We start from the raw sequence: 24,580 nt of genomic DNA on the forward strand, positions 1-24,580 counted from the left end.
TAATTACAATTTAATCTTCTCTTTTTAATACCTCATCGATCATGCCATATTCCTTGGCCTTTTCAGCCTTCATCCAGTAATCACGGTCACTGTCCTCATGTACCTTCTCGTAAGTCTGGCCTGTATGCTTAGCAATGATCTTGTATAATTCTTCTTTCAGGGTAATGATCTCCCTCGCGGTGATTTCGATATCACTGGCCTGGCCCTGGGCACCACCCATTGGCTGGTGGATCATCACTCTACAATGCGGAAGACCACTTCTTTTCCCGGCCTGTCCTGCACACAATAGCACTGCTCCCATAGAAGCCGCCATCCCGGTACAAATAGTTGCCACATCTGGCTTTATGAACTGCATGGTATCATAGATCCCCAATCCTGCATATACACTTCCTCCAGGAGAGTTGATATAGATCTGGATATCCTTAGAGGCATCTGTGCTTTCTAAAAACAGCAATTGAGCCTGGACGATATTCGCCACCTGCTCATTGATCCCTGTTCCCAGGAAGATGATCCTGTCCATCATTAGCCTGGAAAATACATCCATGGCCACAGCATTCATCTGGCGCTCTTCAATGATATTTGGGGTCATGCCTACCGGCATCATGCTACTGATAATCTTATTATAATAGTTGCTGTTTATGTTATGATCTGAAACAGCATACTTTTGAAATTCTTTTCCGTAATCCATCAATTTTTTTCGTTGTTTTCTAATCTTAATTAAAATTCCGGTCAAAACCAAAAAAGGCGTTACTCGAATGAGTTAACGCCTTAAAGATAGGTAATATATCGTAAAAAAGGCTTACTTATATATCGCTTTCACAAATTCTTCGTAAGTCACTTCCTTTTCATCGAACTTCATATTCTCTTTATAGAATTTAAGAAGTTTTTCGTTCATCAACTGCTCAGAAAGTCTCTTTACTTCATCCTGGTTAGAAAGGATCCTGGCGGCGATATCGTCAAGTTCTTTTTCAGATGGATCCATCTGCCCGAACTGCGCCATTTGCTGCTTGATCTTCTCTGTAGTGAAGGCCTTTAGATCATTAAAATCTACGTTAAGGTTATTATCGTTAACCACTTTACCTTCGATTAGCTGATAACGCAGTCCTTTTTCGCTCTTTTCGTATTCTTCAGCAGCTTCTTCCTCGGTCAATGGTTTTTCACCAACGGTCTGGATCCACTTTTGAAGAAATTCCTTAGGAAGTTCGAAATTGGTAGCTTCGATAAGAGCTTCAGTAATATCGTTCATCAATTGCTGGTCGCTCTGCTGCTCAAATTGCTTGGCTGCGTCTTCCTTAATCTTCTCCTTAAGCTCGGTTACCGACTTTACCTGGTCCTTTCCGAATAGCTTATCGAACAATTCCTGGTCAAGATCTGCAAGCTCTCTTTCGTTGATCTCAGAAATAGTGAATGCTACTTCGATATCAAGATCATGAGCCTTGTCGTGCTCTATCCCTAAATGATTGATCAAAGCGTGATCATCTTCAAAAAGACCTTTGGTCTTTAAAGTTATCGTATCTCCAACCTTAGCTCCTACGAATTTGTTGAGGTTACGCTTTCCTTTAATATTCTCCAGTTCGATGGTAGTCTCTTTCTCGATTCCTTCATCTTCGTTTTTGAAAGTACCGGCAACAGTATCTCCTTCTTCAACTACATCTTTGGTCTTAAGCTTCCCGTACTGCTTTTGGATGCTCTCGATTTGATCGTTCACCATTTTCTCATCGGCAACGATATTGTATTTAGTAACCGGCTTCTTAAGGTCAAGATCTACCTCAAATTCTGGAGCCAGTCCTAATTCGAATTCAAAACTGTAGTTATCGCTTTCCCAGTCAAAATTTTCCTGTTCCTTCGGAAGTGGATTTCCAAGAACGTCCAGTTTTTCTTCAGTAAGATATTTGTTAAGGCTTTCCTGAAGCAATTTGTTCACCTCATCTACCAATACAGCCTGCCCGTATTGCTTCTTAACCATCCCCATAGGTACATGACCTTTTCTAAAACCGGGAATATTGGCATTCTTACGGTAATCCTTTAAAATCTTATCTACTTTACCGGCATAATCTTCTTTAGCGATATCAACTTTAACTACCGCGTTTAATTCATCAATATTCTCTCTGGTAATATTCATTTTGATCTGTTATAAAAATTGGAGTGCAAAATTACGTTTTTTCTGAAAGTCTGCAAAGTTTCAATTTGTTGAAATTCAGTTAAATCTAATCTGTTTTCAGAATTGAGAAGAGCAAAGATTGCACCAGCGAGAGTAAAAGGCTAAAAATTATAGCAATAAACCAGCCATCAACCTCGAAGCCTCCCACGAAACCATCGGCCATAAAAATGATAATAGCATTAATAACGAGTAAGAATAATCCTAGGGTAAGAATGGTCACCGGCAAGGTTAGCAGCACCAGAATTGGTTTTACTATAAAATTAAGCAGAGCCAGCACCAGCGCGACTATGATCGCCGTCCAGTAACTATCTACCTCCACTCCGGGTAAAACCTTAGCCAATATCACCACGGCCAGGGCCGTAAGCAATAATCTTAGTATAAAATTCATAATTATTTATTGGTTGATTATTTAGTAAAGTTGCAAAAAAAAGGCCGGGAAAATCCCGGCCTTTTCAAATTTTATATGAAATTTAATATTACTGAACGTTATTGTTCAAAGTAATAGTACTGTAAGTTCCAACGTCTACTGCCGGCACATTGGCCTCGTAAGTTTCGTTGATCTCTTTCACGATCTCGTTAGCGATTACAGCATAACCTCTAGGAGTTAAATGGACTCCATCCAGTGAGAATGCTCCTCCAGATACAAATCTTGAAGAGATCTGAACTCCCTGGTAAGTAAGACCACCATCCCCGGCGATCTGGCTTAACAACTGGTTAGCATCAACCAAACCAAGAGAATAGTTCTGGGCGATCGTAGCAATAGCTCCGTTATACTGAGCAGTAACCTGAGCAACTAACTCCTGCTCTTTAGCAGTTAATACATGCTCATCTCCCAGTGGAACAGAAACCCCGTTGATCAACATTGGGTTATCCCCAACCTGAGATCCTATAAACGAAGAAGAGGTTAATGGAATAAGATCTGCATTGGTCGCCTGTCTTAATTGACCTAAAAGACCTGCCGTTTGAGGATCAAGGTTAAATGGCTCTCCCTGAAGAATGCCTGAAATATCGGTAAGATTTTCATCCCTGATAGTCACAAAGTTCTGAGGACCTTCAGCAAAAGTGATCTTTCTGCTATTGGCTTCAGCTTCGGTGATCACACCCATCTGAGCCAAACCTGGCAATATCTGGGTATTATAGGCTCCGAACTGAGCATTAAGAGCAGCGGCCGTGTTAGCATCCAGTGGAATAGGATTCACAGGCACAACCTTAAAGAAAGGAATATCGGTCACATTTGGGATATTGATCAAAACACCTTCAGCACCAAGACCATCTTCACCAGCTAACTGACTTACCAAAGAGTTATATACGAAAGCAAAAGCATTTGCATCGGTAATATCGTTAGGACCGTACTGGGTAAAATCGGTAATATTTTCCTGGTAAACACCAGCTCCTCCAGAAGTCGCAAAACTAAGAACATCATTGTTTCCTATCCAAAGAGTGAAAAATGTTGGCTGCTGAGCTAAAGCATCCCCAAGCACAGTTGCATTATCTGCACTGGCAAATCTCGCGAAATAAGGATTAGCCATACCTGTAGCCACTCCTGCAATATTTCCGTATCCAGGAGCTAGTAGGTGGTAAGATTTTGCACCAGGAACTCCCATATTGTTAAAAGACCCGCTAAGTTTAGCACCAACCTCGGTAGTTGGAGTTCCGTTATATCTTGCCGGACGTGCGGTTTCAAGAGATTCTCCTCCAAGCACGAATCTTGGCTGCTGGATCTGCGTTCCACCAAGAAGCAATCCACCAATATTGTCGTTCATTAGAGGCTGAGTAAATTCATCTGTATCCTGTACCAGGGCAAATTTACTTGCCAGGATGTTAGGATAGGAATTCTGCTGACCACTAATGTAAAGGGCTCCATCTGCAAAACCAGCAGTTAAAGAGTTACCTAAAGCAACGTAGTTAGAGAAGTCGGCAGACCCGTTTGAATACTGCCCGCCATCTTCGATCGAGTTTTCTAGTTCAGGCTCACAGGAAACGATCCCTAAAGCCAATACCGCTATATATTTAAAATAATTCTTCATTGTTCTCATTAAATTTTAATAGTTACACCAAGACCTGGAACAAATGCACTGGACTTATAAGTCCCCTCGAAAGGAACCTGTTCTGGCTGTCCTGTTGTTGGATTAGGCTCTGTATAGTAATCGTAAGATTCGTCGATCTCTTCGAAACGGCTGTAAAGGAATGACGCATCAATTGCGATCATATCTGTTACATTCACGGTTAGACCCGCAGTGAAGTTATTCGAATCGTTCCTTGGAGTTTCAGGAGCAAAATATCCTGACTGTACCGGCGACTCGTCGAAATAATAACCTGCTCTAAGCGTAAAGGTTTCGTTAGCTCCATACTGAAGACCGAATCTATAAATAGAAGAATCTTCGTATTGTCTTGGATTAGATGAATCTGGAATTCCAGGATCAGCAAAATCTACATCAAGAGATTCATAAGCATCCCAGAACGTACGGTTATAATCGAATGCGAATAACCATTTATCATTTAACTGGTAAGATGCTCCAATGCTAAGCTCAGCCGGAAGTGGTAAAGTCGCATCGAACTTAGTATCGTTGAAAGGAGTTAATGGAGAATTAGGAACATTCTGGAAGTCTGCGTCTCCATTTTCAGCCTCAACAAGGATCTCAGAACGATAGTTCACCCCGATAGTAAGACTATCGATTGGCTTCCACATGGCACCAGCAGACCATCCCCAGGCACTAACGCCTGAAGCATCGATGGTCACATTAGAACGATCTCCTTCAAGATCTGAAAGAGTTCTGTTAAGGTTTCTGTTGAAATTCACAGAACCACTCACATAGATTGGTCCACCACCAACGGCAAGGTTATCTGTAATCTTATAAGAAGCTAACGCCTGCACATAAATAGCCGCCAGTTCGATATCATTTACCAGGTGAGAACCTGCCCAGTCTTTCTCCCATGCTACAGAACTTCCATAAGGTGTGTAAGCCGCAAGACCAAGAGTGAATTTCTCTGATAATTTATACGAGAAATAAGCGTAGAACGGAGTACCCGTAGGGCTGTCTGTTCTGGCGGTCTGCCCGAACTCCTGGTTCTGCCATACCACATCTGAGAATACAGCACTTGCACCAACCGCTGCATTGATTTTGTTTTCAAGGAATACTAAACCGCCCGGGTTAAAGAAGGCCAATTCTGCATTATTCACCACTGCTACTCCAGTGTGTCCCATCGCAAGCCCACGTTGTCCCTGTAGACTTACCCTGTAACCACCGGCATAAGTAAGGACCGTGGCCATTAAAAACAGGCCAAGTAAAAATTGTCTTTTCATAGTTTAATTAGGATTATATTTAAAATGTCTTAAAAAGCTGACGCCAAAAATAGCATAAATTAAATATTACGCAACAATTCAGTCAATTTTATTATGCATACATAATAAATTTAGAAACATTTTAAACAAATCGAATTACAGCCTTATAGAAAGCTTCCATATTCTCGGCATGCACCCAATGTCCGGCATCGGGAATACTAATAATTTCAGCAAAAGGGAACTGTCTTTTGATGGCCTCCTCGTCCTCAGCCGTTATGTAGCCTGAATTCCCACCTTTGATAAAGAATGCGGGACCATCGTAGGACCTGTCTATTGGAAGAGCCTCCCCAACGTTCTCAATATTCGCTTTTAAGGCATCGAGATTTAACTTTAATGAGAGCTGTTCCTTGGTTTTCCAGTATAGATTTTTAAGAAGAAATAATCTTACACCGGTTTCAGGTATAAATTCCTTTAGAAAATCTTCAGCATCACCACGAGAGGATAACTTAGCCTCGTCAAGAGCGGTTAGGCCTTTCAGGATCTGCTGATGGTGGGGAGCATAATACTTGGGTGCTATATCTACCACGATAAGCTTGGCTACCAGTCCCTGGTTTTCACAGGCGGTAAGCATCGCGGTCTTCCCTCCCATGGAATGCCCAAGCAGGATGATCTCTTCAAGCTCGTGCTTCTCGCAATATTCCCTGATATCATCTGCCAGCAACTTATATGAAAAATCATCACTGTGCGGACTTTTTCCATGGTTTCGCTGATCTATCAAATGAACCTGAAAACCATCTTTTGCAAATTGCTTCCCCAGAGTTTTCCAGTTATCACTCATTCCCAGGAACCCGTGAAGGATGAGAAAAGGCTTACCTTCTCCAAGAATCGTAGAATGTAATTTCATCTATTTCAATAGTTTTAAATATTCCTGAATGGTTTTTTCCAGTCCCATATACAAGGCCTCTGAAATAAGCGCGTGACCTATGGAAACTTCAGCTAGATGCGGTACGTTATCCTTGAAGAATTTGAGGTTATCCAGTGAAAGATCGTGACCTGCATTTACCCCCAGACCAAGTTGATGAGCCAGTTCGGCGCATTCAGCATAAGCTTTAGCGGCATTAGGATCGCCCTTGGCATAATCTACAGCAAAGGCTTCGGTATAAAGCTCGATCCTGTCTGTTCCCGTTTTGGCAGCGCCTTCGATCATTTCTTTTACGGGATCTACGAATATTGAGGTTCTTATGCCCTGCTCCTTGAAGCCGGCGATCACCTCCTTGAGATAATCTTCGTGCTTAACAGTATCCCACCCGGCATTCGAGGTGATAGCATCCTCGGCATCGGGCACCAGGGTCACCTGCGCTGGTTTTATTTCCAGAACCAGGTTGGTAAACTGCGAAATAGGCTTACCCTCTATATTGAATTCGGTATTCAGAACAGGTTTCAGGTCGCGTACATCGGCATAACGAATATGCCTTTCATCTGGCCTGGGGTGCACCGTGATGCCTTCAGCTCCAAAAGATTCTATCATTTTGGCCGCCTCTACAACATTGGGAACATCTCCTCCCCGGGCATTTCTTAAAGTGGCTATTTTATTGATATTTACACTTAACTTGGTCATTTTTACTCGATTTTATTAACAAAAATACAAAGTGCAGTCTGCTTCAATGAATTTTATTTTGATTAATTTGCAGAAAAGGATTTTGAAAAAATGAGTTTGAAAGAACACATATTGAATGACGTTGGAATTTTAAATCTTTCCGAAAAGATCGGGGATGTCCAGAAGGTTTTTAACCAGTTAACCCTTACCCATTTACCGGTTGAGGAAAACGGGACCTATATTGGCTGTATATCTGAAAATGACATTAGATGCTTTGAGAATGACAAAAGCCTGGATGACTATAAATATGCGCTGGAAGGTTTTTATCTGAGGGAAAGCAATTACTGGCTGGACAGCCTGGAGGCTTTTGCTCAGAATGACTCTAACATCATGCCTGTTCTTAACGACGAGAACTCTTACCTGGGATATGTAGAGCTTAACGAAATGATCTCGCTTTTCAAGGAGACTCCATTCCTGCACGAACCGGGAAATATCCTGATTGTTGAAAAAGCCTTTAAAGATTATACTTTTGGGGAGGTAAGCCAGATCGTGGAATCTCATAACGCCCATCTTCTGGGAGCCTTTGTTTCCAAAATAGAAGATGAAATGGCCGAGATCACCCTGAAGATCACCCCTTCGGGAATGAACGAGATCATCCAAACCTTCAGAAGGTACGGGTATATTATCATTTCTGAACACCAGGAAGACACCTTCAACAAAAATCTGAAGGAGCGCTCCAAATACCTGGACAAATACCTGAATATATAATTTATGAAAATAGGCATCTACGGTCAGTTCTATCATGCCAATGCTGCACAATACATAGCACAGCTCCTCGAGCTGCTGGATCAAAGAAATATCGAAGTCCTGATTGAGGAAGATTTCCTGAAACTTATTCACAGCAATAATAGTATCGAAAAAGATTACGAACAATTCAGCGCTTTCGAGGAGCTGGACAATTCTTTCGATCTTTTCTTCTGTATCGGCGGGGATGGCACTATCCTAAAGTCTATAAATTACATCAGGAACCTTGACATTCCCATTGTTGGAATAAACACAGGAAGGCTCGGTTTCCTGGCCACTATTCAAAAAGAACAAATTGAAAGTACCCTGGATGAGATCCTGGATAAGAAATTCAGCCTCTCTCCAAGATCGGTACTCACCATACAAACGAATCCTAAAAGTTATGACCCGGTATTTTCCCATATCGCGCTGAATGAGATCGCGGTAAGCAGGAAAAATACCACCTCGATGATCACCGTAGATACCTGGCTGGACGACCAGTACCTTACTTCCTACTGGGCAGACGGGCTCATAATTTCAACCCCTACCGGATCTACCGGCTATTCGCTTAGCTGCGGAGGCCCGGTGATCACACCAGACGCTGATTCCCTGGTGATCACACCCATCGCGCCACATAATTTAAATGCGCGACCACTGGTGATCAAAGACCATACTACCATAAAATTAAAAGTTTCAGGAAGGGAAGAAACCCATCTTGTTTCCATGGACTCCCGTATCGCTACCCTGCAGAACGATACCGAGATCATTATTTCCAAAGCACCCTACATGATAAATTTTGTAGAATTACGAGAAGATAGTTTTTTAAATACTCTTCGAAAAAAACTTCTCTGGGGTGAAGACAAACGAAACTAAGCAATAAAAGCTTTCAAAAACTGTTTATACTTATGCACAAATCTGCTCAAATTATTGCAGGGCAATCAGAATTGTTATATTTGCAAACTTTTGAAAACCTATGAGGTACCTTATTGTATTTGTACTAATGGCATTTTTTTCGACAAGCACATACTCACAACAGGTTGAGATTGGCGCTTTTGCCGGCGGCGCAAACTTTATTGGAGATGTTGGGAGAACCAATTACATTTTACCGAACACTCCGGTAGGAGGTCTTATCGCAAAATGGAACCGAAGCCCCAGACACGCCCTAAGGTTAACACTTTTGTATGCTGAACTTTCTGCAGATGATGCTAAATCTTCAGATACCAGGAGACAACAAAGAGGATACTCCTTTACCAATCCGGTGGCGGAAGCCTCCCTGGGAATAGAGTTCAACTTCTGGGATTTCGACCTTACCGATCCCCTACCACAAAGCACACCGTACCTATATACCGGAATCACCTATTTTAAGGCAGACCATGTTATACTTAGTCCAGATAGAGACGGTAATTTAGTAAACGAAGGTTCTAATTGGGATTTCGCCATCCCTATGGTAATGGGCTACAAGGAAGCGGTGACAGAGCACATCATAGGTGCATTCGAAATTGGAGCAAGATATACCCTAACCGACAACCTGGATGGGAGCTGGCCTGAAGAATATTTAGACAGAAGAGCCCCTGACTTGGAATTTGGGAACAGGAATACTAATGACTGGTACGTATTTACCGGTATCACATTTACATTTACATTTGGCCGAAAGCCATGTTATTGCTTTTAAATGAATTATAAAGACAATTTAAACCTTGACAAATTACCCAAACACATTGCCATCATCATGGACGGCAATGGGCGCTGGGCTAAACAAAAAGGTTTCCTCAGGGCTTCCGGTCATAAGGAAGGCACCAAGGCCGTGAGGGATGTTGTTGAAGGCTGCGCAGAGATTGGGGTAGAAAACCTAACCCTGTATGCATTTTCCACAGAGAACTGGAACCGCCCTAAACTGGAGGTCGACACGTTAATGAAACTTCTTGTATCCTCCCTTAAAAAGGAGATCAAGACCCTGGAAGACAACGACATTAGATTAAATTCTATTGGAAATATTTCCAATCTACCTAAGAAGGCCAGGACCGAATTACTGGATGTTATCAACAAAACATCTGGCAATAAACGAATGACCTTGACCCTTGCTTTAAGCTACGGAAGTCGTGAAGAGATCAACAGTTGCATCACCCAGATTGCTACCAAAGTAAAAAGTGGAGAATTATCCCCCGATGCAGTTGATGAATCCGTTATAAATGAGCATCTTTACACCCGAAATTTGCCAGATGTAGATCTTTTGATCCGCACCAGTGGTGAACAACGCATAAGCAATTTCCTATTATGGCAAATTGCCTATGCCGAATTGTATTTTACGAAAATCTTATGGCCAGACTACAGAAAGGAAGATCTTTTTGAAGCCATATACAACTATCAAAACAGAGAAAGAAGATTTGGAAAAACAAGTGAGCAACTCAGTTAGTGCATTCATGACGAAAAAGATATTTACACTCTTTGCAATTTGTTTCATTTTCAGTATAGCTGCCAAAGCACAGGACCTACCCCTTGGAGATTCAAAAAAATATACCATTGGAGATATTAAAGTCACCGGCACCACAACCTACAATGAAAAGACCGTAATTGCCTACACAGGCCTTAAGGAAGGTGAAGAAATTTATATTCCCGGAGAGAAATTAAGGAATGTGATCAATAAATTATGGAAACTTGATCTCTTTAGCGATATCAATTTCTATATCACCAATGTTGACGGCAATGTGGCAGACCTAGAACTGGAGATCAAAGAAGTTCCTGTTTTGAACCAGGTTAAATTTGCTGGTGTAAAGAAAAAGAGCGAGAAAGAAGACCTTATAGACGAGAACGATCTTAAACCCGGGGTAAAGGTTACCGAAAACCTAATCACTACTACCAAAAACTACATCGAGAACAAGTACAGAAAAGAAGGATACTTTAACGCTGATGTAGACATCAGGACTTCTGAAGTTGTAGACACCGTGGCCTCTAACAAGGTGAACATGGTCGTGGATGTGAACCAGGGTGACCGCGTAAAGATCTCAGATATCGAATTTGTTGGCAACGAAAAACTTTCTGAAGCCAAGCTGAAAAGGAACATGAAGAACACCAAGCAAAGGAATATCTTCAGGTTCTGGAAGCGTTCAAAATTTGTAAGAAGCGATTATCAGGATGACAAGGAATCAGTAATAAACAAATACAAGGAAGAAGGATTCAGAGATGCTAGGATCACTTCAGATACATTGATCAAAACAGACGAAGATAGAATAGCTCTTAGACTGAATGTTGAAGAAGGTAACAGATATTATATTGGTGACATAGATTTTCTTGGGAACAGTGCTTATACAGACGCTCAATTGAACAGGTTCCTGGGAATTAAAAAAGGAGATGTATACAACGGCGTTTTACTTGACGAAAGAGTACAGGGGCGCGAGCCGAATAAAACTTCGATCGCTAACGAGTACCAGAACAACGGTTACCTTTTCTCTAATATAGACCTTGTTGAAACCAATGTGTACAATGACACTATAGATTTCGAGGTTAGGATCGTTGAAGGTAAGGAAGCTTATTTCGACGAGATCAGGGTTACCGGTAACACTAAGACCAAAGACCACGTGATCTATCGTGAGCTTAGAACCAAACCGGGCCAGAAATACAGCCAGGAAGCCGTTGTAGCTACGGTTCGTGAACTTGGTGCCCTGGGATTCTTTGATGCTGAGCAGTTAAATCCAGAATTCGTAGATCCAGATCCAAGAGAAGGAACCCTAAGCCTGGAATACCAGGTGGTAGAGGCTGGCGCCAGCCAAATAGAACTTCAGGGAGGTTATGGCGGTGGTGGTTTCATAGGAACCCTTGGTCTTTCTTTCAATAACTTCTCTATCCAGGGATTATTCGACAAGGATGCCTACAAGCCGTTACCAATGGGAGATGGACAAACGCTTTCATTGAGGGCCCAGGCCAGTACTTTTTACCAGACTTACAGTCTTTCTTTCAGGGAACCATGGTTAGGTGGAAAAAGGCCGGTTAGTCTTTCAACTTCTTTCAGCTATACCCGCCAGTTCCTTTTTGATCCTGTAGCTAGGGAAGCTGATAGAGATAGAAGTTTCGATATTCTAGGAGTAAGCGTTGGCCTTGCCAAGAGACTTCAGGAGCCAGACCAGTATGCAACTATCTCAAATGTGATTGGATTCCAGAGATACGATCTAAATAATTATAATACCGGACTATTTACCTTTGGTGATGGACACTCAAACAACCTATATTACCAGTTAGGGATCACCAGGGATAATACAAGGGTAAACCCTATCTTCCCTACAGGAGGATCAAAATTCGCCTTTACCGCTAAGCTAACTCCACCCTACTCACTTTGGAATGGGGTAGATTATGGAGACCTTGAAAACCAGGACGAATACCAGTTAAGAGATGACAATGGTAACTTAGTAGATGAATTTGGTAACCGCGTTACGCCTGAAAATTCTGTACCAGACCAGGAGAAGGTAGACCAAAAGAAATATAACTGGCTTGAATTTTACAAGATCAAGTTTGCAGGTACCTGGTATACCAACCTTTTCAGCTTTGGACCAAGTAGCAACCTGGTTCTAAGAACACATGCTGAATACGGTTTCCTTGGAGCCTATAATAACGAAAGAGGTGTACCTCCTTTTGAACGTTATTTCCTTGGAGGTGATGGTCTGGGTGCTTTTAGTCTTGACGGAAGAGAGACCATACAGTTAAGAGGTTATCCAAACCAGTCTGTAATACCAATTGACAGGCCAGTGAACCAAAGAGATGACGGGGCGACAATCTATAACAAATACTCTTTAGAGCTGCGTTTCCCGATCACCTTAAAGCCTGCTGCATCTATCTATGCTCTGTCATTTTTAGAAGCTGGTGCTACTTATGACAATTTTAGAGACTATAATCCGTTTCAATTAAATAGATCTGCTGGAGTTGGACTAAGAATCTTTATGCCAACCTTCGGGTTATTAGGTATTGACTTTGGATACGGATTTGACGAAATTGTAGGTCAGCCCGGTCCAAATGGATGGGAAACACATTTTATCATTGGCCAGCAATTTTAATTTGGCATGATATTTTCTATATTCGATTCAGATGAAAAAAAGAGTATTTACCATTTTCGCGATTGCAGCCTTGAGCCTCTATACGGCATCGGCGCAAAAATCCATTAGACTGGGTTACATAGACATGGAATATATTCTTGAAAACGTCCCGGAATATCAGGAAGCATCAAGACAATTAGAAAACAGAGTTCAGSAATGGAAAGTCGAAGCCGAAGCCAAACTGCGCGAGGTGGAAGACATGAAAACAAGGCTGGATAATGAAAGAGCACTTTTAACCAAGGAGCTCATTGAAGAAAGAGAAGGAGAAATTGCCTACATGGAACAACAGGCAAGAGAATATCAGCAAAAAAGATTTGGCCCGAATGGTGATTATATGATCCAGAAGAAACAACTGGTAAGACCCATTCAGGATCAGGTTTTCACCGCGGTGCAGCAAATAGCTGAAAACAGGAATTTAGACTTTGTTTTTGACCGCACTGCAGATATTGGAATGATATATGCAGATAAACAGTACGATGTTAGCGAAACAGTTCTAAGAACCATCAAAAGAACTGCGAATCGTGAGCAGTTAGAAACAAAAGATGAGATCGAGGAACTGGAAAGAGCTGAAGATCGCACCGTAGAACAGGATGCAGAGATCACGAAAAGAGAAGAACTTGTTGAGCAAAGACAGTCTGAACGTGAAGCCTACATCGAAGAGAAAAAAAGAGAACGGGATTCCTTAAGAGCTGCAAGGCAAAAGGAATTTGAAGAAAGAAGAGCCCGGATCCTGGCCGAAAGAGAAAGAAAAAAGGATTCAATTTTAAAAGCGAGAGAGAAAAAGAACGATACAATAAACTAAATTTTTAACCTTAATTAAACTTAACGACGATTACAATGAAACAATTCAGAACACTTTTTATAGCTTTAGCTTTGATGATTGGCGCTACTGCTTTTACAAATGCACAGTCTAAGGTTGCCCATATCGCTACTCAGGAACTAGTACAGGACCTTCCTGAATACAAAAGCGCGATGGACCAGCTACAAAAACTGGAAAAGACTTATGACGCTGAGATAAAGGATATGCTATCTGAAGCTCAGAGTACCATGCAGCGTTACGAGGCAGAAGCTAATACGAAGTCTGAAGAAGAGAACCAGAAAAGAGCCATGGAATTACAGGCTGCTCAAAAGAGAATTCAGGATCACAGTGCAAAAGCAAGACAGGACCTACAGAAGAAAGAAAGCGATCTTCTGAAGCCAATTCTTGAAAAAGTACGTACTGCCATCCAGAAAGTTGCCAGAGATAAAGGATACGATTACGTATTAGACTCTACAACTGGAACTGGAGTTCTTCTAGCAGATGGTTACAACTTAATGCCAGACGTAAAGAAAGAATTAGGAATGTAATTGATTCCTTTTACTAATAAATTGATAAAACTGCGTGCAAATTGCACGCAGTTTTTATTTTTATACCAATATGAAAGACTCCAGACCTATTGGAATTTTCGATTCGGGCGTGGGCGGCACTTCCATATGGAAAGAGATCCACCAGCTTTTACCAAACGAAAAGACCATCTACTTATCAGATAGTAAAAATGCCCCCTACGGAATAAAAACACAGGAGGAGATCATCAGGCTATCCATTAAGAACACTGAAAAGCTCCTGGAGATGGATTGCAAGCTCATTGTGGTTGCCTGCAACACTGCCACCACAAATGCCATTAAAGTGCTTAGAAACTCTTATAAAGTACCTTTTATAGGGATTGAACCTGCAATCAAACCCGCAGCTCTAAAAAGCCATAATAAAGCAATAGGCATACTCGCTACAAGAGGAACTTTAACCAGTGAGCTGTTCACCCAAACCTCTGAGATCTATACCAAGGACATTAATGTAATTGAGGTGGAAGGAAATGGACTGGTAGAATTAATCGAGAGCGGAAAAAAGGATTCAGAAGAAGCCATTAACCTCCTTCAAAAATTACTTGAGCCCATGCTCAGGGCGGGAATAGATTACCTGGTTTTGGGCTGCAGCCACTATCCTTACCTAATTCCCAGTTTAAAAAAGATCCTGCCAGAAAATGTTCAGATCATAGATTCTGGAGAAGCCGTGGCCAGGCAAACCAGGGCCGTGCTAAAGGAAAAGGAATTATTGCAGACGGAAATTCCCGAGAAACCTCAACCTGAATTTTATTCTAATATCGATCCCAGTGTGCTCGCAGATATCCTGGAAGCTAGTGGGAAAAATTATATGATTAAGGAAAAGGATTTTTAATTGATCGCCGGGCATTTACAATCGTAGCGCTCCCTGCTTTCTCCAAAATTATACCCAAGGGTGATCTGGTGGAAACCTCCATTGCTTAGCACAAGGGAATTAAGCTGGTAACTGAAGGTATATCCAAAGACGAATTTTTTATAATCTACCCCTACAAAAGGAGTGATATAACGTAGTTGCTGGCGCCTCACCTCTTCTCCTTCTGAAGTATATTCGGTACTTTCAAAACTATTACGGTAAGAGATCCCACCCCAGACATCACCAAAATCCACCTCATAATAAGCCTTAAGGTTAGCATCTACCGCCATTTCGTTGGTTGCTTCCCTGGCCTGTAGTAAAATGGAAGGTTCAAAATCCCAGGGATCATTAGGGTTTAGTGTAAATACATAACCCGCAGAGAAAAGGTATTTCCTCATATTACTGGGTACCGCATCTGAATAAAAAAGATCCCTTTGAACAGTGAGAATGTTCTTGGCCGCAAAATGAAAATAAAGGTCTCTTACGTAATAAGAAATGCCCAGGTCCATATTTGCAAAAATATCGTTGGTGCTCTGCCCAAGTATGGGATCGAAACGGGAAAAACCACTCGTATCCAGCCTGTGCTGAATAATCCCACCGCTAATCCCGAAGGATAACTGGTTAAGATCGGCGGTACTCCTGGAGAACATAAGGTGATAAGCGAAGGTTGCGTAAGCCCCTACTTTAGAAAAATTCCCGTTCTCATCGCGAAAAGCGATCCCTCCTAACCCGATCTTCTCTCCTACTCTGGAGTTAAAAGCAAGGGTTTGTAAGTTAGGGGCATCCTGCACGTCGAACCACTGGGTTCTTCCGGTCAGCCTTATCTGGTCGTAATTGGAAGCTCCCGCCATCGAAGGATGGATCAAATAAAGGTTATCGGTTAAATAATCTGAATAGGTAGGAATTACTTCCTGAGCCTTTATTGCCGAAAAATTAAATAATAACAATAAAAAAACTGAAAACGTAATCCTTGAAATACGCTTAATCCTGCACCGATCCAAATATTTGAAGCCTGTCATAAAGGCTGTAAATATATGGATTAGCTTGATTTTCTTTAGTATTTTTGCGAAAATTTCTGACATGAAAGATTTTAATATAAATATTGTCCCTACTACAACGGCCTCGATTGTAAAATTTGAAGCCGATAAATTTCTTACCCGCCACGAAAATTTTGAATTCAAGAATATAGATGAGGCGGCAAAATCACCCCTGGCGCAGCAATTATTCTACCTGCCTTTTGTTAAAACGGTTTATATCGCCCAGAATTTTATCGCTATAGAAAAATATGACATAGTGGAATGGGCAGATGTACAGGAAGAAGTAGCTGAACAGATCGAAACTTACCTAAACAAGGGCGGCGAAGTGATCAAACAAACTAAAACGAGTTCAGGCAAAGTTCCTGTTACTGTATATGCTGAAAGCACTCCAAACCCGGCGGTAATGAAATTCGTTGCCAATAAAAAGCTGGTGTTGCAGGCTTCAGAATTCAAGAACATCGATGATGCCAAGCACGCGCCCCTGGTACAGAAGCTTTTTCATTTCCCCTTTGTAAAGGAAGTATTTATCGACGAGAATTACGTTTCTATCCAGAAATATGAAATGGCCGGTTGGGAAGAGATCACGATGGAGCTTCGTGAATTCATCAGGAATTATATCGAAGAAGGTAACGAGGTTCTTACCAAGGAGAGTGTAGAAACCGCAAAGGCTTCTAAAGAGGCTTCAGAGGACAGCAAACAGGCTGCTTTCGAGAACCTGGACGACACTTCTCAACAGATCGTAGCTATCCTGGATGAATATATTAAACCAGCCGTAGCAAGTGATGGAGGGAATATTCTTTTCGACAGCTACAACGAAGAAAATAAGACCGTGAAGGTGATCCTACAGGGAGCCTGCAGCGGATGCCCATCCTCGACCATGACCCTAAAAAGCGGAATCGAGACCATGCTTCGTGATATGTTGCGCGGTAAGGTAGAATACGTGGAAGCCGTAAACGGATAAAGTTTACAAGCATACTAAATAGAAAAATCCCTTCTCACGAAGGGATTTTTTAGTTTTAATAGGTAGTAGTTCTTGCTTCGTTATAGAATTCCTGGAACAATTGCAGCAGGTTCATGGTAGAACCGATTAGATCCTTGGTCTCAAGCAAAATCCCGAAATACAATTTGGTATTCTTAGGGCTGGATTCTGAAGTCCTGATACGTTGTATCTGCTTTTGAATAAGGTCACTTACATAATCCATAAGATCCTGCTTTTCGCTTAACAGGTTATCTATATTGCCGAATTCATGATTATCAAAGGTATGGGTGATCTCATCAAACAGGATCTGCATCTTATCGTCCACCTTTTTAAGATCTCGAATCTGGTTGAACTTTAAGTTCTTGTGGTTGTTATGAACGTGATTGTAACTGTTCCTGGTAATGAAACCAATAGACTGCACCATATCCTGAAGGTAATCCAGGGTGAGGATGTAGAACTTACTGGCCTCTACCGAATCCTCATCCAGCGATTTTATAAAATAGAAGATATTATCCTTTAGCTCATCTACCTCAGACTCCAGCTTTTCTATCCTTTTATAGTTCTTTTTCAACTTGCTAAGGTCATAATAACCAAGCTGGTCTACGGTCTTGGAATACATCTTATTGATACCCCCAATAACATTGGAGATATTTTCTGAAGTTTCAGAAGTGATCTCATTGATCGTGATGATGTCACTCTTTTTAAACCTCTTTTTGGTCTTCTCCTCTTTTTCTTTTCTTGAATGTAGTATGCTGCTTCTTACTACTAGCACCAAAGCAACGATTATTAATACTACAAGTGCGATGGTTCCGCCATAATAAATAATAGAGGCAAAAATAGCCGCGGCAGTAAAGGCTACGATCGCGGTCACGAACCAGCCTCCTACAACATTAAGCACCCCGGCTACACGGTAAACAGCACTTTCCCGATCCCAGGCACGGTCTGCGAGAGAAGTACCCATAGCCACCATAAAGGTGACATAGGTTGTGGAGAGCGGAAGTTTCATATTTGTACCGATAGAAATCAACACACTGGCAACTACGAGGTTTACCGAAGCTCTTACCATATCGAAGGCGGGAGCATCTATTCTTTTACTTCTGAAATGTTGCGAAGGCTTATCGAACTTATTTTCGATCCTATTTTTCATGCCTTCGGGAAGTACGGTCGTTATCGCATTTCCGAACAGGACTGAATATCTAACGATCCCACGGGAGAGCCAGTTAGGCTCAAAGCGCTCCACACCATCTCCCTGTCTGGCCAGGTTGATCCCGGTATCTACGACCGAGCGGGCTTTGCTGGAAAACCAAAGCGTAACTACCATGATTCCCCCAGCCCCTATCAGTAAGATTTCTGGAGTGGGTACACTACCCGACAGGCCGGTCATGGAAAATTCTGAAGGCAGCACCCCTGTAGCCGCATTGGCCGATTGCCAGAGGTCAAAAGACTGCCAGGCTGCGATTGGCACCCCGATGAAGTTCACCAGGTCATTGCCCGCGAAGGCGAGGGCTAGTGCGAAAGTTCCAATAATGATGATGGTCCTTAGAATATTCAGTTTTAATACACTCATCACGAACTGGGAAATCCCGGTAAAGACCACCAGGCCAATTAGCACGATGGTAAGTGTATGAGTATTGATATATTCCATCATCTCTGCCGAGATATAGGGAACAGATTTCATGCCTTTGATAAGGATGAAATAAAGAATGGCCGTTAGGGAGATCCCTCCAAAAACAGCCCCGAAATATTTTATTTTCTTTTCGAACTGAAAGGTAAAAACAAGTCGTGAAACATACTGCACTATCGTACCCACCAGGAAGGCGATGACCACCGCCATGAGTATACCCACAATTATTTCGGTCGCCTTTGCTGTATTGATATATCCTGAAAGGGATGCCAGGTCACCATCACCCTGTGTATAGATCTTGATCGCGGCCATACAAACCGCTGCACCTAAAAGTTCAAAAACTATGGAAACCGTGGTGGAGGTTGGAAGGCCAAGGGAGTTAAAAAAGTCCAGCAGGAGGACATCTGTGATCATGACGGCCATGAAAATGATCATGATCTCATCAAAATAGAACTGCCCGGGCATAAAGATACCTTTACGTGCAACCTCCATCAAACCACTTGAAAAGATTGCACCTACAGCTACACCCAGACTGGCAACTATCATAATGGTTCTCATGGAAACCGCTTTGGAGCCTATAGCAGAATTCAGAAAATTGATCGCGTCGTTACTAACTCCAACCACAAGATCTGTAATCGCCAGAGCAAAGAGCGCCACGAGCATTACGATATAAATATCCTCCATAAATGTTTAATTTTCAACCCGTAAAATTGGCTCTTTTTTGATTCTTTGGTCGACTTTTTAAGTTATTAAAAGATTAATAATACAAAATGCGGGGCAGTTTTATTTTGATATTATAGTAAATTTAGGCTTTAAGCTAATTTTCATCTCCCGCCAAACCTTTGAAGAACTCATATTTTGAAAGAAAACAAAACAGAAAAACATACCAACGAACTTATTAACGAGAGCAGCCCTTACCTTTTGCAGCATGCGCACAATCCGGTGGACTGGAAAGCCTGGAACGACCGGGTGCTGGATGAAGCCAGGGAGAAGAATAAACTTTTACTGATAAGTGTTGGATATTCTGCCTGTCACTGGTGCCACGTAATGGAACATGAAAGCTTTGAGGACGAAGCTGTGGCCGAGGTGATGAATTCCAACTATGTATGCATTAAGGTAGATCGTGAGGAAAGGCCAGATATAGACCATGTGTATATGAATGCCGTACAGGTAATGACAGGCATGGGTGGCTGGCCTATGAACGTAGTGGCCTTACCAGACGGCAGACCGGTCTGGGGCGGGACCTATTTTAAAAAGGAACAATGGAAAGACGCTCTTCAACAAATAGCCCATCTTAACGAACAGCAACCGGAAAAGCTACTTGAATATGCGGGTAAACTAGAAAAAGGCCTGCGGGATATCCAGATCATAGAACCAGTGAAAGAAGAGAAAAAATTTCACAGCGATTTTTTCATCCTCATACTCGAAAAATGGAAAAGCCAGTTCGACCATAAGAACGGAGGCTACCAAAGGGCACCAAAATTCATGCTGCCCAATAATTTTGAATTCCTTCTGAGATACGCTCATCAGAATTCAGATAAGGAGCTAATGGAACATTGCCTGCTCACCTTGGATAAGATCTCCTGGGGCGGAGTATTCGATCCTGTTGAGGGAGGTTTCTCAAGGTATTCTGTGGACGAAAAATGGCATGTGCCCCACTTCGAAAAAATGCTCTATGACAATGCGCAGCTGGTAGAATTATATTCGAATGCATTTAAGATAACCGGGAATGAATGGTACAGGGAGGTAGTTGAAAGAAGCCTGAGTTTTGTGGCCTCAGAACTTACCGACGAGACCGGCGCATTCTACTCTGCACTGGATGCCGACAGCGAGGATAAAAACGAAGAAAATAAGGAAGGTGCTTACTATACCTGGAGCAAAGAAGAACTACAGGAGCTTTTACAGGATAATTTTCCCGTTTTCGAAAGATTCTATAATATCAATAACTTCGGAAAATGGGAGGCTAACCAATATGTGCTTATTCGTTCTGAAACCAGGAAGAAGATCGCCAAAGACCTGGGGATTTCAGAAAATGATTTACATGATATCATAAATGACTGCCATAAAAAACTAAGGTCCGCGCGAGGTCAAAGAAAAAAACCGGGACTGGACAACAAATCCCTTACCTCCTGGAACGCCATGATGATAAGTGCCTACGTGAAAGCCTTTAATACTTTCGGCGAAGATTCCTATCTCAAGGCCGCTAGGAAAAATGCTGAATTCATTCTCAACTATCAATTGCAGGAAAATGGCAGACTTTTGCATTCTTATAAAAATGGAAAGACCAGCATCAACGGCTATCTTGAAGATTATGCCTTTGGTATAAAGGCATTCTTAGACCTGTACGAAGCAACCTTTGAAGAAAATTTCCTGAATAAAGCAGAAGATCTTATCAGTATTGTGGAGGAGGATTTCCTGGACACGGTCTCGGGCATGTTCAGCTTCACTTCAAAAAAAGACCGGCCCCTTATCACCAAGACCATAGAGATAAGCGATAATGTGATACCGGCTTCAAATTCAGTAATGGCTAAAAACCTGTTCCGATTTGGGAAACTAAGGGAAAACAGGCACCACCTGGAGATCGCCGGGCAAATGCTAAAAAGCATTCTGCCTAAGATTCAGGATTACCCTCAATCCTACTCCAATTGGCTGGACCTGCTGATGAATTTCACATTTCCGTTCTACGAAATAGCCATAACCGGTGAAAACTGCATGAAAAAAGCAGATAGTTTCAGAAGAAAATATCTCCCAAACACTGTCTTAGCAGGCACTTCGAGTGAATCCAGGCTTCCACTTTTGGAGCAGAGACTGGTTAAAGGAAAAGATCTCATCTATATTTGCGAGGAAGGTTCCTGCCAGCTTCCAACAGAAGCTGAAAGCGATGCCATGCAGCTCATATCGCAAGTTTAACATAAATTAAACAGGAAATAAAGTCTATTTTTTTACAATTAAACCAAATTAACAACTAAAAAAAAGTATGGAAAAGCTTAACAATTGGGGCGAAATCGCCAAAGAGTATTCTGAAAAATTCATTGATTACTTACCAACCCTAATCGGGGCGATTGTCCTCCTGATCGTAGGACTATGGGTAATTAAACTAATTGTAAAATATCTGAACAAACTATTCGAGAAGAAGGATTACGATCCTACACTGGAAAAATTCACCGTGAATGCTGCCAGCTGGGGATTAAAGATCATTCTTTTCGTATTGGTAATTACGCAACTGGGAGTAGAGAGTGCTTCACTTGTTGCCGCTATTGGTGCCGCTGGTTTGGCTATTGGTCTTGCTTTGCAAGGTTCCCTGGCTAATCTTGCTGGTGGGGTCCTTATCATCGTTCTAAAACCGTTTAAAGTCGGTGACTGGGTCGAAGCTCAGGGTGTTTCTGGTAGTGTAGTTGAAATTTCTCTTTTTTACACCAAGATCAATACTTTCGGAAATCAACGAGTAGTAGTTCCAAACGGCCAGTTAAGTAATGATAATATTACCAACTATAGCTATAATAATACCAGAAAGGAGAATCTCACCTTTGGGATTTCATATGATGATGATATCAAGAAAGCGAAGGAAGTACTTACCAATATGGTAATGGAACAGGAAAATGTATTAAAAGATCCAGCACCGCAGATTATTGTACATTCTCTTGGTGACAGTTCGGTAAATTTCTCTGTAAGGTACTTTGCTGAATTGGCTCATTTCTGGGATCTGCACTGGTATATGATCGAGGAAGGTAAGATTAGGCTGGAAGAAGCCGGAATGACCATCCCTTATCCACAAAGAGACGTTTATCTATACGATCAAACCAAAATGAAAGGTACGGTTAGAGATAAGCAGGCATAAATTGCAGCTTAACCGGCAATAAAATCCTTTAAGTAATAAGGTTCGAAATAAGCGACATCCTCGATGTCGCTTATTTTGTATTTATATTCAGCGATAGCTGCCATTTCTTTTGCTGAAGGAAACTTTTGAACATGAAAAACGGCATTTGGATGTTTGCAGATATCTTCAAATTTAGCAACGCCGTTGCCAATGAAATGGACCTTGGATTCTTCAAGATATTCGGCGAAAGAGTTCTCCTCAAGTATCTGGGCCCTGGTATCGCGCACCTGTTTGAAATCTGAATCATACACCGCAGAATAAACTTCCATCCTGCGTGCATCCAGCATGGATACAAAATAAGCTTGCTCACCTTTTAACTGAAGTGCCAGAAGGTCCAGCGTAGGCACAGAGATCATTGGGATATCCAGCGAATAACACAGGCCTTTGGCCGAAGAAACACCAATCCTAAGACCGGTGTACGAACCGGGACCTTTACTAATGGCTATGGCATCAAGATCTTTTGAAGTAACTCCCGCCTCTTCTAAAACTTCATTTATAAATACATGAAGCTTCTCTGCATGAGAATATCCCTTACTGTTATCTTCCCTAAGGGAAAGCAGCTTTCCATCTTTCGCTAGACCCACCGAGCAATTAGTGGTCGCGGTTTCAAGACATAAGATTAGTGCCAAATTGCCTGATATTTATTCTGTTTCTTTCTCTTCTTCCTCTTCCTTCTTCACCTCGATCTCATCGCCCGGATCTAGGCTTTTGGTAACGGTACTGTAGGGTCCGGTGATCACGACATCCCCATCTTTAAGACCTTTTTTGATCTCGATATGGGAGTCATCCTGTATCCCGGTTTCCACGACGCGAAGTTTAGCTTTTCCGCCATCTTTTACAAATACACACTCAAATTTTTCTTCGTCCTCATCTACTTTTTTAGCCGTAAAAGATTTTTTCGTGGCCGTAGTGTCGTTCTTAATTACGATAGAACTAATTGGCACCCCTATCACGTTCATTCTTTTATTGGTGATAATATCTACCGTAGCGGTCATTCCCGGTCTAAATGGCGAATAGTTCTCTGGTTTCCCTTCCATCAGGTCCTCATAAGAATCTTTCAGGATCCTCACCTTCACCTTGAAATTCGTTACCTGGTCTGTGGTTAGAGAATTATCTGCAGTATTGGAAATCTCGGTAACGATTCCCTTGAATTCCTTGCCCAAATATGCATCTACCTCAACGATGGTAGAGTCACCTACAGATACTTTAACAATATCATTTTCGTTCACATCTACCTCTACCTCCATATTCTCAAGATTAGCCACCCTCAAGATCTCGGTTCCTGCCATCTGCTGTGTTCCCACTACTCTCTCTCCAAGTTCAGCATCAAGTTTAGAGATAGTCCCGGTCATTGGAGCATAGATATTGGTACGGCCAAGGTTATCCTGTGCTTCTGTCACCGTTGCTGCGCTGCTTTGCATACTAAAATATGCCGATTCTTTATTGGCTTCGGCCATTTCATAATTAGATACTATGCCATCCCATTCGGCTTTAGAGATCACCCCTTTTTCGAAAAGGGTCTTGTTTCTTTCAAAATCTGCTTTGGCCTGTTTTAGGTTAGCCTGGGTTTGCGCGTAATTAGCCTTGGAATTCTGATAACTTGCCCGTGCTCTTTGTACGCTAGACTGGTAGATATCAGGATTAATACGAACTAAAAGATCACCTTTTTTTACCGCCTGACCTTCCACCACGGGTAGCTCAATGATCTCTCCGGAAACTTCCGAAGAAAGCTTTACCTCAACTTCAGGCTGTATCTTCCCGGTAGCTGAAACGGTTTCGGTAATATCTATAGGTTCAATTTCTGTGATCTCGACCTCCTTAACATTTGCCGAGCTTCCAAACCAACCTGCTTTTTTACCAATTACCAATACAATGATCAGGGCTACAACTACACCCAGGATAATAAAAAGTTTCTTTTTGTTCATTTA

22 protein-coding genes are annotated in these 24,580 nt (G+C 41.9%); 11 read left to right on the top strand and 11 right to left on the bottom strand.

Annotated features, from left to right (window positions below):
* Positions 1-10: 10 nt before the first annotated feature.
* The 7 genes from FLP08_RS05980 to FLP08_RS06010 form a co-directional block, all read right to left on the bottom strand.
* Entirely contained in the window at positions 11-688 is a 678-nt protein-coding gene (locus FLP08_RS05980; RefSeq protein ID WP_156275014.1) for a ClpP family protease, read from the bottom strand.
* Positions 689-799: 111 nt separating this feature from the next.
* On the bottom strand, positions 800-2,122 hold the full coding sequence (gene tig / locus FLP08_RS05985; RefSeq protein ID WP_156275016.1) for a trigger factor: 1,323 nt from the start codon (positions 2,120-2,122) through the stop codon (positions 800-802).
* Between the two features lie 85 nt (positions 2,123-2,207).
* Entirely contained in the window at positions 2,208-2,549 is a 342-nt protein-coding gene (locus FLP08_RS05990; RefSeq protein ID WP_156275018.1) for a phage holin family protein, read from the bottom strand.
* Positions 2,550-2,637: 88 nt separating this feature from the next.
* Positions 2,638-4,188: an SGNH/GDSL hydrolase family protein gene (locus FLP08_RS05995; protein WP_156275019.1), complete on the bottom strand. Its 1,551-nt coding sequence runs from the start codon at positions 4,186-4,188 to the stop codon at positions 2,638-2,640.
* 8 nt (positions 4,189-4,196) lie between these two features.
* Complete coding sequence (locus FLP08_RS06000) at positions 4,197-5,465, bottom strand: OmpP1/FadL family transporter (protein WP_156275020.1); 1,269 nt, start codon at positions 5,463-5,465, stop codon at positions 4,197-4,199.
* Between the two features lie 121 nt (positions 5,466-5,586).
* Entirely contained in the window at positions 5,587-6,348 is a 762-nt protein-coding gene (locus FLP08_RS06005) for an alpha/beta fold hydrolase (RefSeq protein ID WP_156275022.1), read from the bottom strand.
* Complete coding sequence (locus FLP08_RS06010) at positions 6,349-7,062, bottom strand: pyridoxine 5'-phosphate synthase (protein WP_156275024.1); 714 nt, start codon at positions 7,060-7,062, stop codon at positions 6,349-6,351.
* Positions 7,063-7,152: 90 nt separating this feature from the next.
* On the opposite strand from FLP08_RS06010, the gene FLP08_RS06015 reads away from it, so the two are divergent.
* The 8 genes from FLP08_RS06015 (at position 7,153) to murI (ending at position 15,117) form a co-directional block, all read left to right on the top strand.
* A complete protein-coding gene (locus FLP08_RS06015; RefSeq protein WP_156275026.1) occupies positions 7,153-7,809 on the top strand; it encodes a CBS domain-containing protein in 657 nt (218 codons plus the stop codon).
* A gap of 3 nt (positions 7,810-7,812) precedes the next feature.
* Positions 7,813-8,697 (top strand): NAD kinase, encoded by an 885-nt coding sequence (locus FLP08_RS06020; protein ID WP_156275028.1) that lies wholly within the window; start codon positions 7,813-7,815, stop codon positions 8,695-8,697.
* 100 nt (positions 8,698-8,797) lie between these two features.
* Positions 8,798-9,496 carry a type IX secretion system protein PorG gene (gene porG / locus FLP08_RS06025; protein ID WP_156275030.1) on the top strand — a complete coding sequence of 233 codons (699 nt, stop codon included), beginning with the start codon at positions 8,798-8,800 and terminating at the stop codon, positions 9,494-9,496.
* A complete protein-coding gene (uppS, locus tag FLP08_RS06030) occupies positions 9,497-10,237 on the top strand; it encodes an undecaprenyl pyrophosphate synthase (protein WP_156275032.1) in 741 nt (246 codons plus the stop codon). It begins immediately after the preceding gene.
* 7 nt (positions 10,238-10,244) lie between these two features.
* Positions 10,245-12,866: an outer membrane protein assembly factor BamA gene (bamA, locus tag FLP08_RS06035; protein WP_202912750.1), complete on the top strand. Its 2,622-nt coding sequence runs from the start codon at positions 10,245-10,247 to the stop codon at positions 12,864-12,866.
* Between the two features lie 31 nt (positions 12,867-12,897).
* The gene (locus FLP08_RS06040; RefSeq protein WP_156275036.1) at positions 12,898-13,707 is read left to right on the top strand and encodes an OmpH/Skp family outer membrane protein; all 810 of its coding nucleotides are present in this window, start codon (positions 12,898-12,900) and stop codon (positions 13,705-13,707) included.
* A 35-nt stretch (positions 13,708-13,742) separates the two neighbouring features.
* Positions 13,743-14,252 (top strand): OmpH/Skp family outer membrane protein, encoded by a 510-nt coding sequence (locus FLP08_RS06045; protein ID WP_156275038.1) that lies wholly within the window; start codon positions 13,743-13,745, stop codon positions 14,250-14,252.
* A 70-nt stretch (positions 14,253-14,322) separates the two neighbouring features.
* Positions 14,323-15,117 (top strand): glutamate racemase, encoded by a 795-nt coding sequence (murI, locus tag FLP08_RS06050; RefSeq protein WP_156275040.1) that lies wholly within the window; start codon positions 14,323-14,325, stop codon positions 15,115-15,117.
* Here the strand turns inward: murI and FLP08_RS06055 are convergent.
* Positions 15,114-16,154 carry a PorP/SprF family type IX secretion system membrane protein gene (locus FLP08_RS06055; RefSeq protein ID WP_156275042.1) on the bottom strand — a complete coding sequence of 347 codons (1,041 nt, stop codon included), beginning with the start codon at positions 16,152-16,154 and terminating at the stop codon, positions 15,114-15,116. The genes murI and FLP08_RS06055 overlap by 4 nt on opposite strands.
* A gap of 61 nt (positions 16,155-16,215) precedes the next feature.
* Between FLP08_RS06055 and FLP08_RS06060 the strand changes: the two genes are divergently transcribed.
* Entirely contained in the window at positions 16,216-17,133 is a 918-nt protein-coding gene (locus FLP08_RS06060) for a NifU family protein (RefSeq protein ID WP_156275043.1), read from the top strand.
* Positions 17,134-17,188: 55 nt separating this feature from the next.
* Here FLP08_RS06060 and FLP08_RS06065 read toward each other — a convergent pair whose 3' ends face one another.
* Positions 17,189-19,459 carry an inorganic phosphate transporter gene (locus tag FLP08_RS06065; RefSeq protein ID WP_156275044.1) on the bottom strand — a complete coding sequence of 757 codons (2,271 nt, stop codon included), beginning with the start codon at positions 19,457-19,459 and terminating at the stop codon, positions 17,189-17,191.
* A 174-nt stretch (positions 19,460-19,633) separates the two neighbouring features.
* Between FLP08_RS06065 and FLP08_RS06070 the strand changes: the two genes are divergently transcribed.
* Positions 19,634-21,685 carry a thioredoxin domain-containing protein gene (locus FLP08_RS06070; protein ID WP_156275045.1) on the top strand — a complete coding sequence of 684 codons (2,052 nt, stop codon included), beginning with the start codon at positions 19,634-19,636 and terminating at the stop codon, positions 21,683-21,685.
* Between the two features lie 67 nt (positions 21,686-21,752).
* Positions 21,753-22,613: a mechanosensitive ion channel family protein gene (locus FLP08_RS06075; RefSeq protein ID WP_156275046.1), complete on the top strand. Its 861-nt coding sequence runs from the start codon at positions 21,753-21,755 to the stop codon at positions 22,611-22,613.
* Between the two features lie 8 nt (positions 22,614-22,621).
* Here the strand turns inward: FLP08_RS06075 and tsaB are convergent, their stop codons facing one another.
* Positions 22,622-23,281 (bottom strand): tRNA (adenosine(37)-N6)-threonylcarbamoyltransferase complex dimerization subunit type 1 TsaB, encoded by a 660-nt coding sequence (gene tsaB / locus FLP08_RS06080; protein ID WP_156275047.1) that lies wholly within the window; start codon positions 23,279-23,281, stop codon positions 22,622-22,624.
* Between the two features lie 12 nt (positions 23,282-23,293).
* Entirely contained in the window at positions 23,294-24,577 is a 1,284-nt protein-coding gene (locus tag FLP08_RS06085) for an efflux RND transporter periplasmic adaptor subunit (protein ID WP_156275049.1), read from the bottom strand.
* Positions 24,578-24,580: the final 3 nt, after the last annotated feature.

This window comes from Christiangramia aestuarii (genome assembly GCF_009735585.1).
GTDB classification, from domain to species: Bacteria; Bacteroidota; Bacteroidia; order Flavobacteriales; family Flavobacteriaceae; genus Christiangramia; species Christiangramia aestuarii.

Bases quoted from the DNA above. Each gene is read 5' to 3' on its own strand.
- uppS (WP_156275032.1), top strand. From the start codon at position 9,497: ATGAATTATAAAGACAATTTAAACCTTGACAAATTACCCAAACACATT.
- porG (WP_156275030.1), top strand. From the start codon at position 8,798: ATGAGGTACCTTATTGTATTTGTACTAATGGCATTTTTTTCGACAAGC.
- FLP08_RS06015 (WP_156275026.1), top strand. From the start codon at position 7,153: ATGAGTTTGAAAGAACACATATTGAATGACGTTGGAATTTTAAATCTT.
- FLP08_RS05995 (WP_156275019.1), bottom strand. From the start codon at position 4,188: ATGAAGAATTATTTTAAATATATAGCGGTATTGGCTTTAGGGATCGTT.
- FLP08_RS06055 (WP_156275042.1), bottom strand. From the start codon at position 16,154: ATGACAGGCTTCAAATATTTGGATCGGTGCAGGATTAAGCGTATTTCA.
- FLP08_RS06020 (WP_156275028.1), top strand. From the start codon at position 7,813: ATGAAAATAGGCATCTACGGTCAGTTCTATCATGCCAATGCTGCACAA.
- FLP08_RS06060 (WP_156275043.1), top strand. From the start codon at position 16,216: ATGAAAGATTTTAATATAAATATTGTCCCTACTACAACGGCCTCGATT.
- FLP08_RS06065 (WP_156275044.1), bottom strand. From the start codon at position 19,459: ATGGAGGATATTTATATCGTAATGCTCGTGGCGCTCTTTGCTCTGGCG.
- FLP08_RS05980 (WP_156275014.1), bottom strand. From the start codon at position 688: ATGGATTACGGAAAAGAATTTCAAAAGTATGCTGTTTCAGATCATAAC.
- FLP08_RS06045 (WP_156275038.1), top strand. From the start codon at position 13,743: ATGAAACAATTCAGAACACTTTTTATAGCTTTAGCTTTGATGATTGGC.
- murI (WP_156275040.1), top strand. From the start codon at position 14,323: ATGAAAGACTCCAGACCTATTGGAATTTTCGATTCGGGCGTGGGCGGC.
- tig (WP_156275016.1), bottom strand. From the start codon at position 2,122: ATGAATATTACCAGAGAGAATATTGATGAATTAAACGCGGTAGTTAAA.
- FLP08_RS06085 (WP_156275049.1), bottom strand. From the start codon at position 24,577: ATGAACAAAAAGAAACTTTTTATTATCCTGGGTGTAGTTGTAGCCCTG.
- FLP08_RS06000 (WP_156275020.1), bottom strand. From the start codon at position 5,465: ATGAAAAGACAATTTTTACTTGGCCTGTTTTTAATGGCCACGGTCCTT.
- FLP08_RS06010 (WP_156275024.1), bottom strand. From the start codon at position 7,062: ATGACCAAGTTAAGTGTAAATATCAATAAAATAGCCACTTTAAGAAAT.
- FLP08_RS06005 (WP_156275022.1), bottom strand. From the start codon at position 6,348: ATGAAATTACATTCTACGATTCTTGGAGAAGGTAAGCCTTTTCTCATC.
- FLP08_RS05990 (WP_156275018.1), bottom strand. From the start codon at position 2,549: ATGAATTTTATACTAAGATTATTGCTTACGGCCCTGGCCGTGGTGATA.
- bamA (WP_202912750.1), top strand. From the start codon at position 10,245: ATGACGAAAAAGATATTTACACTCTTTGCAATTTGTTTCATTTTCAGT.
- FLP08_RS06075 (WP_156275046.1), top strand. From the start codon at position 21,753: ATGGAAAAGCTTAACAATTGGGGCGAAATCGCCAAAGAGTATTCTGAA.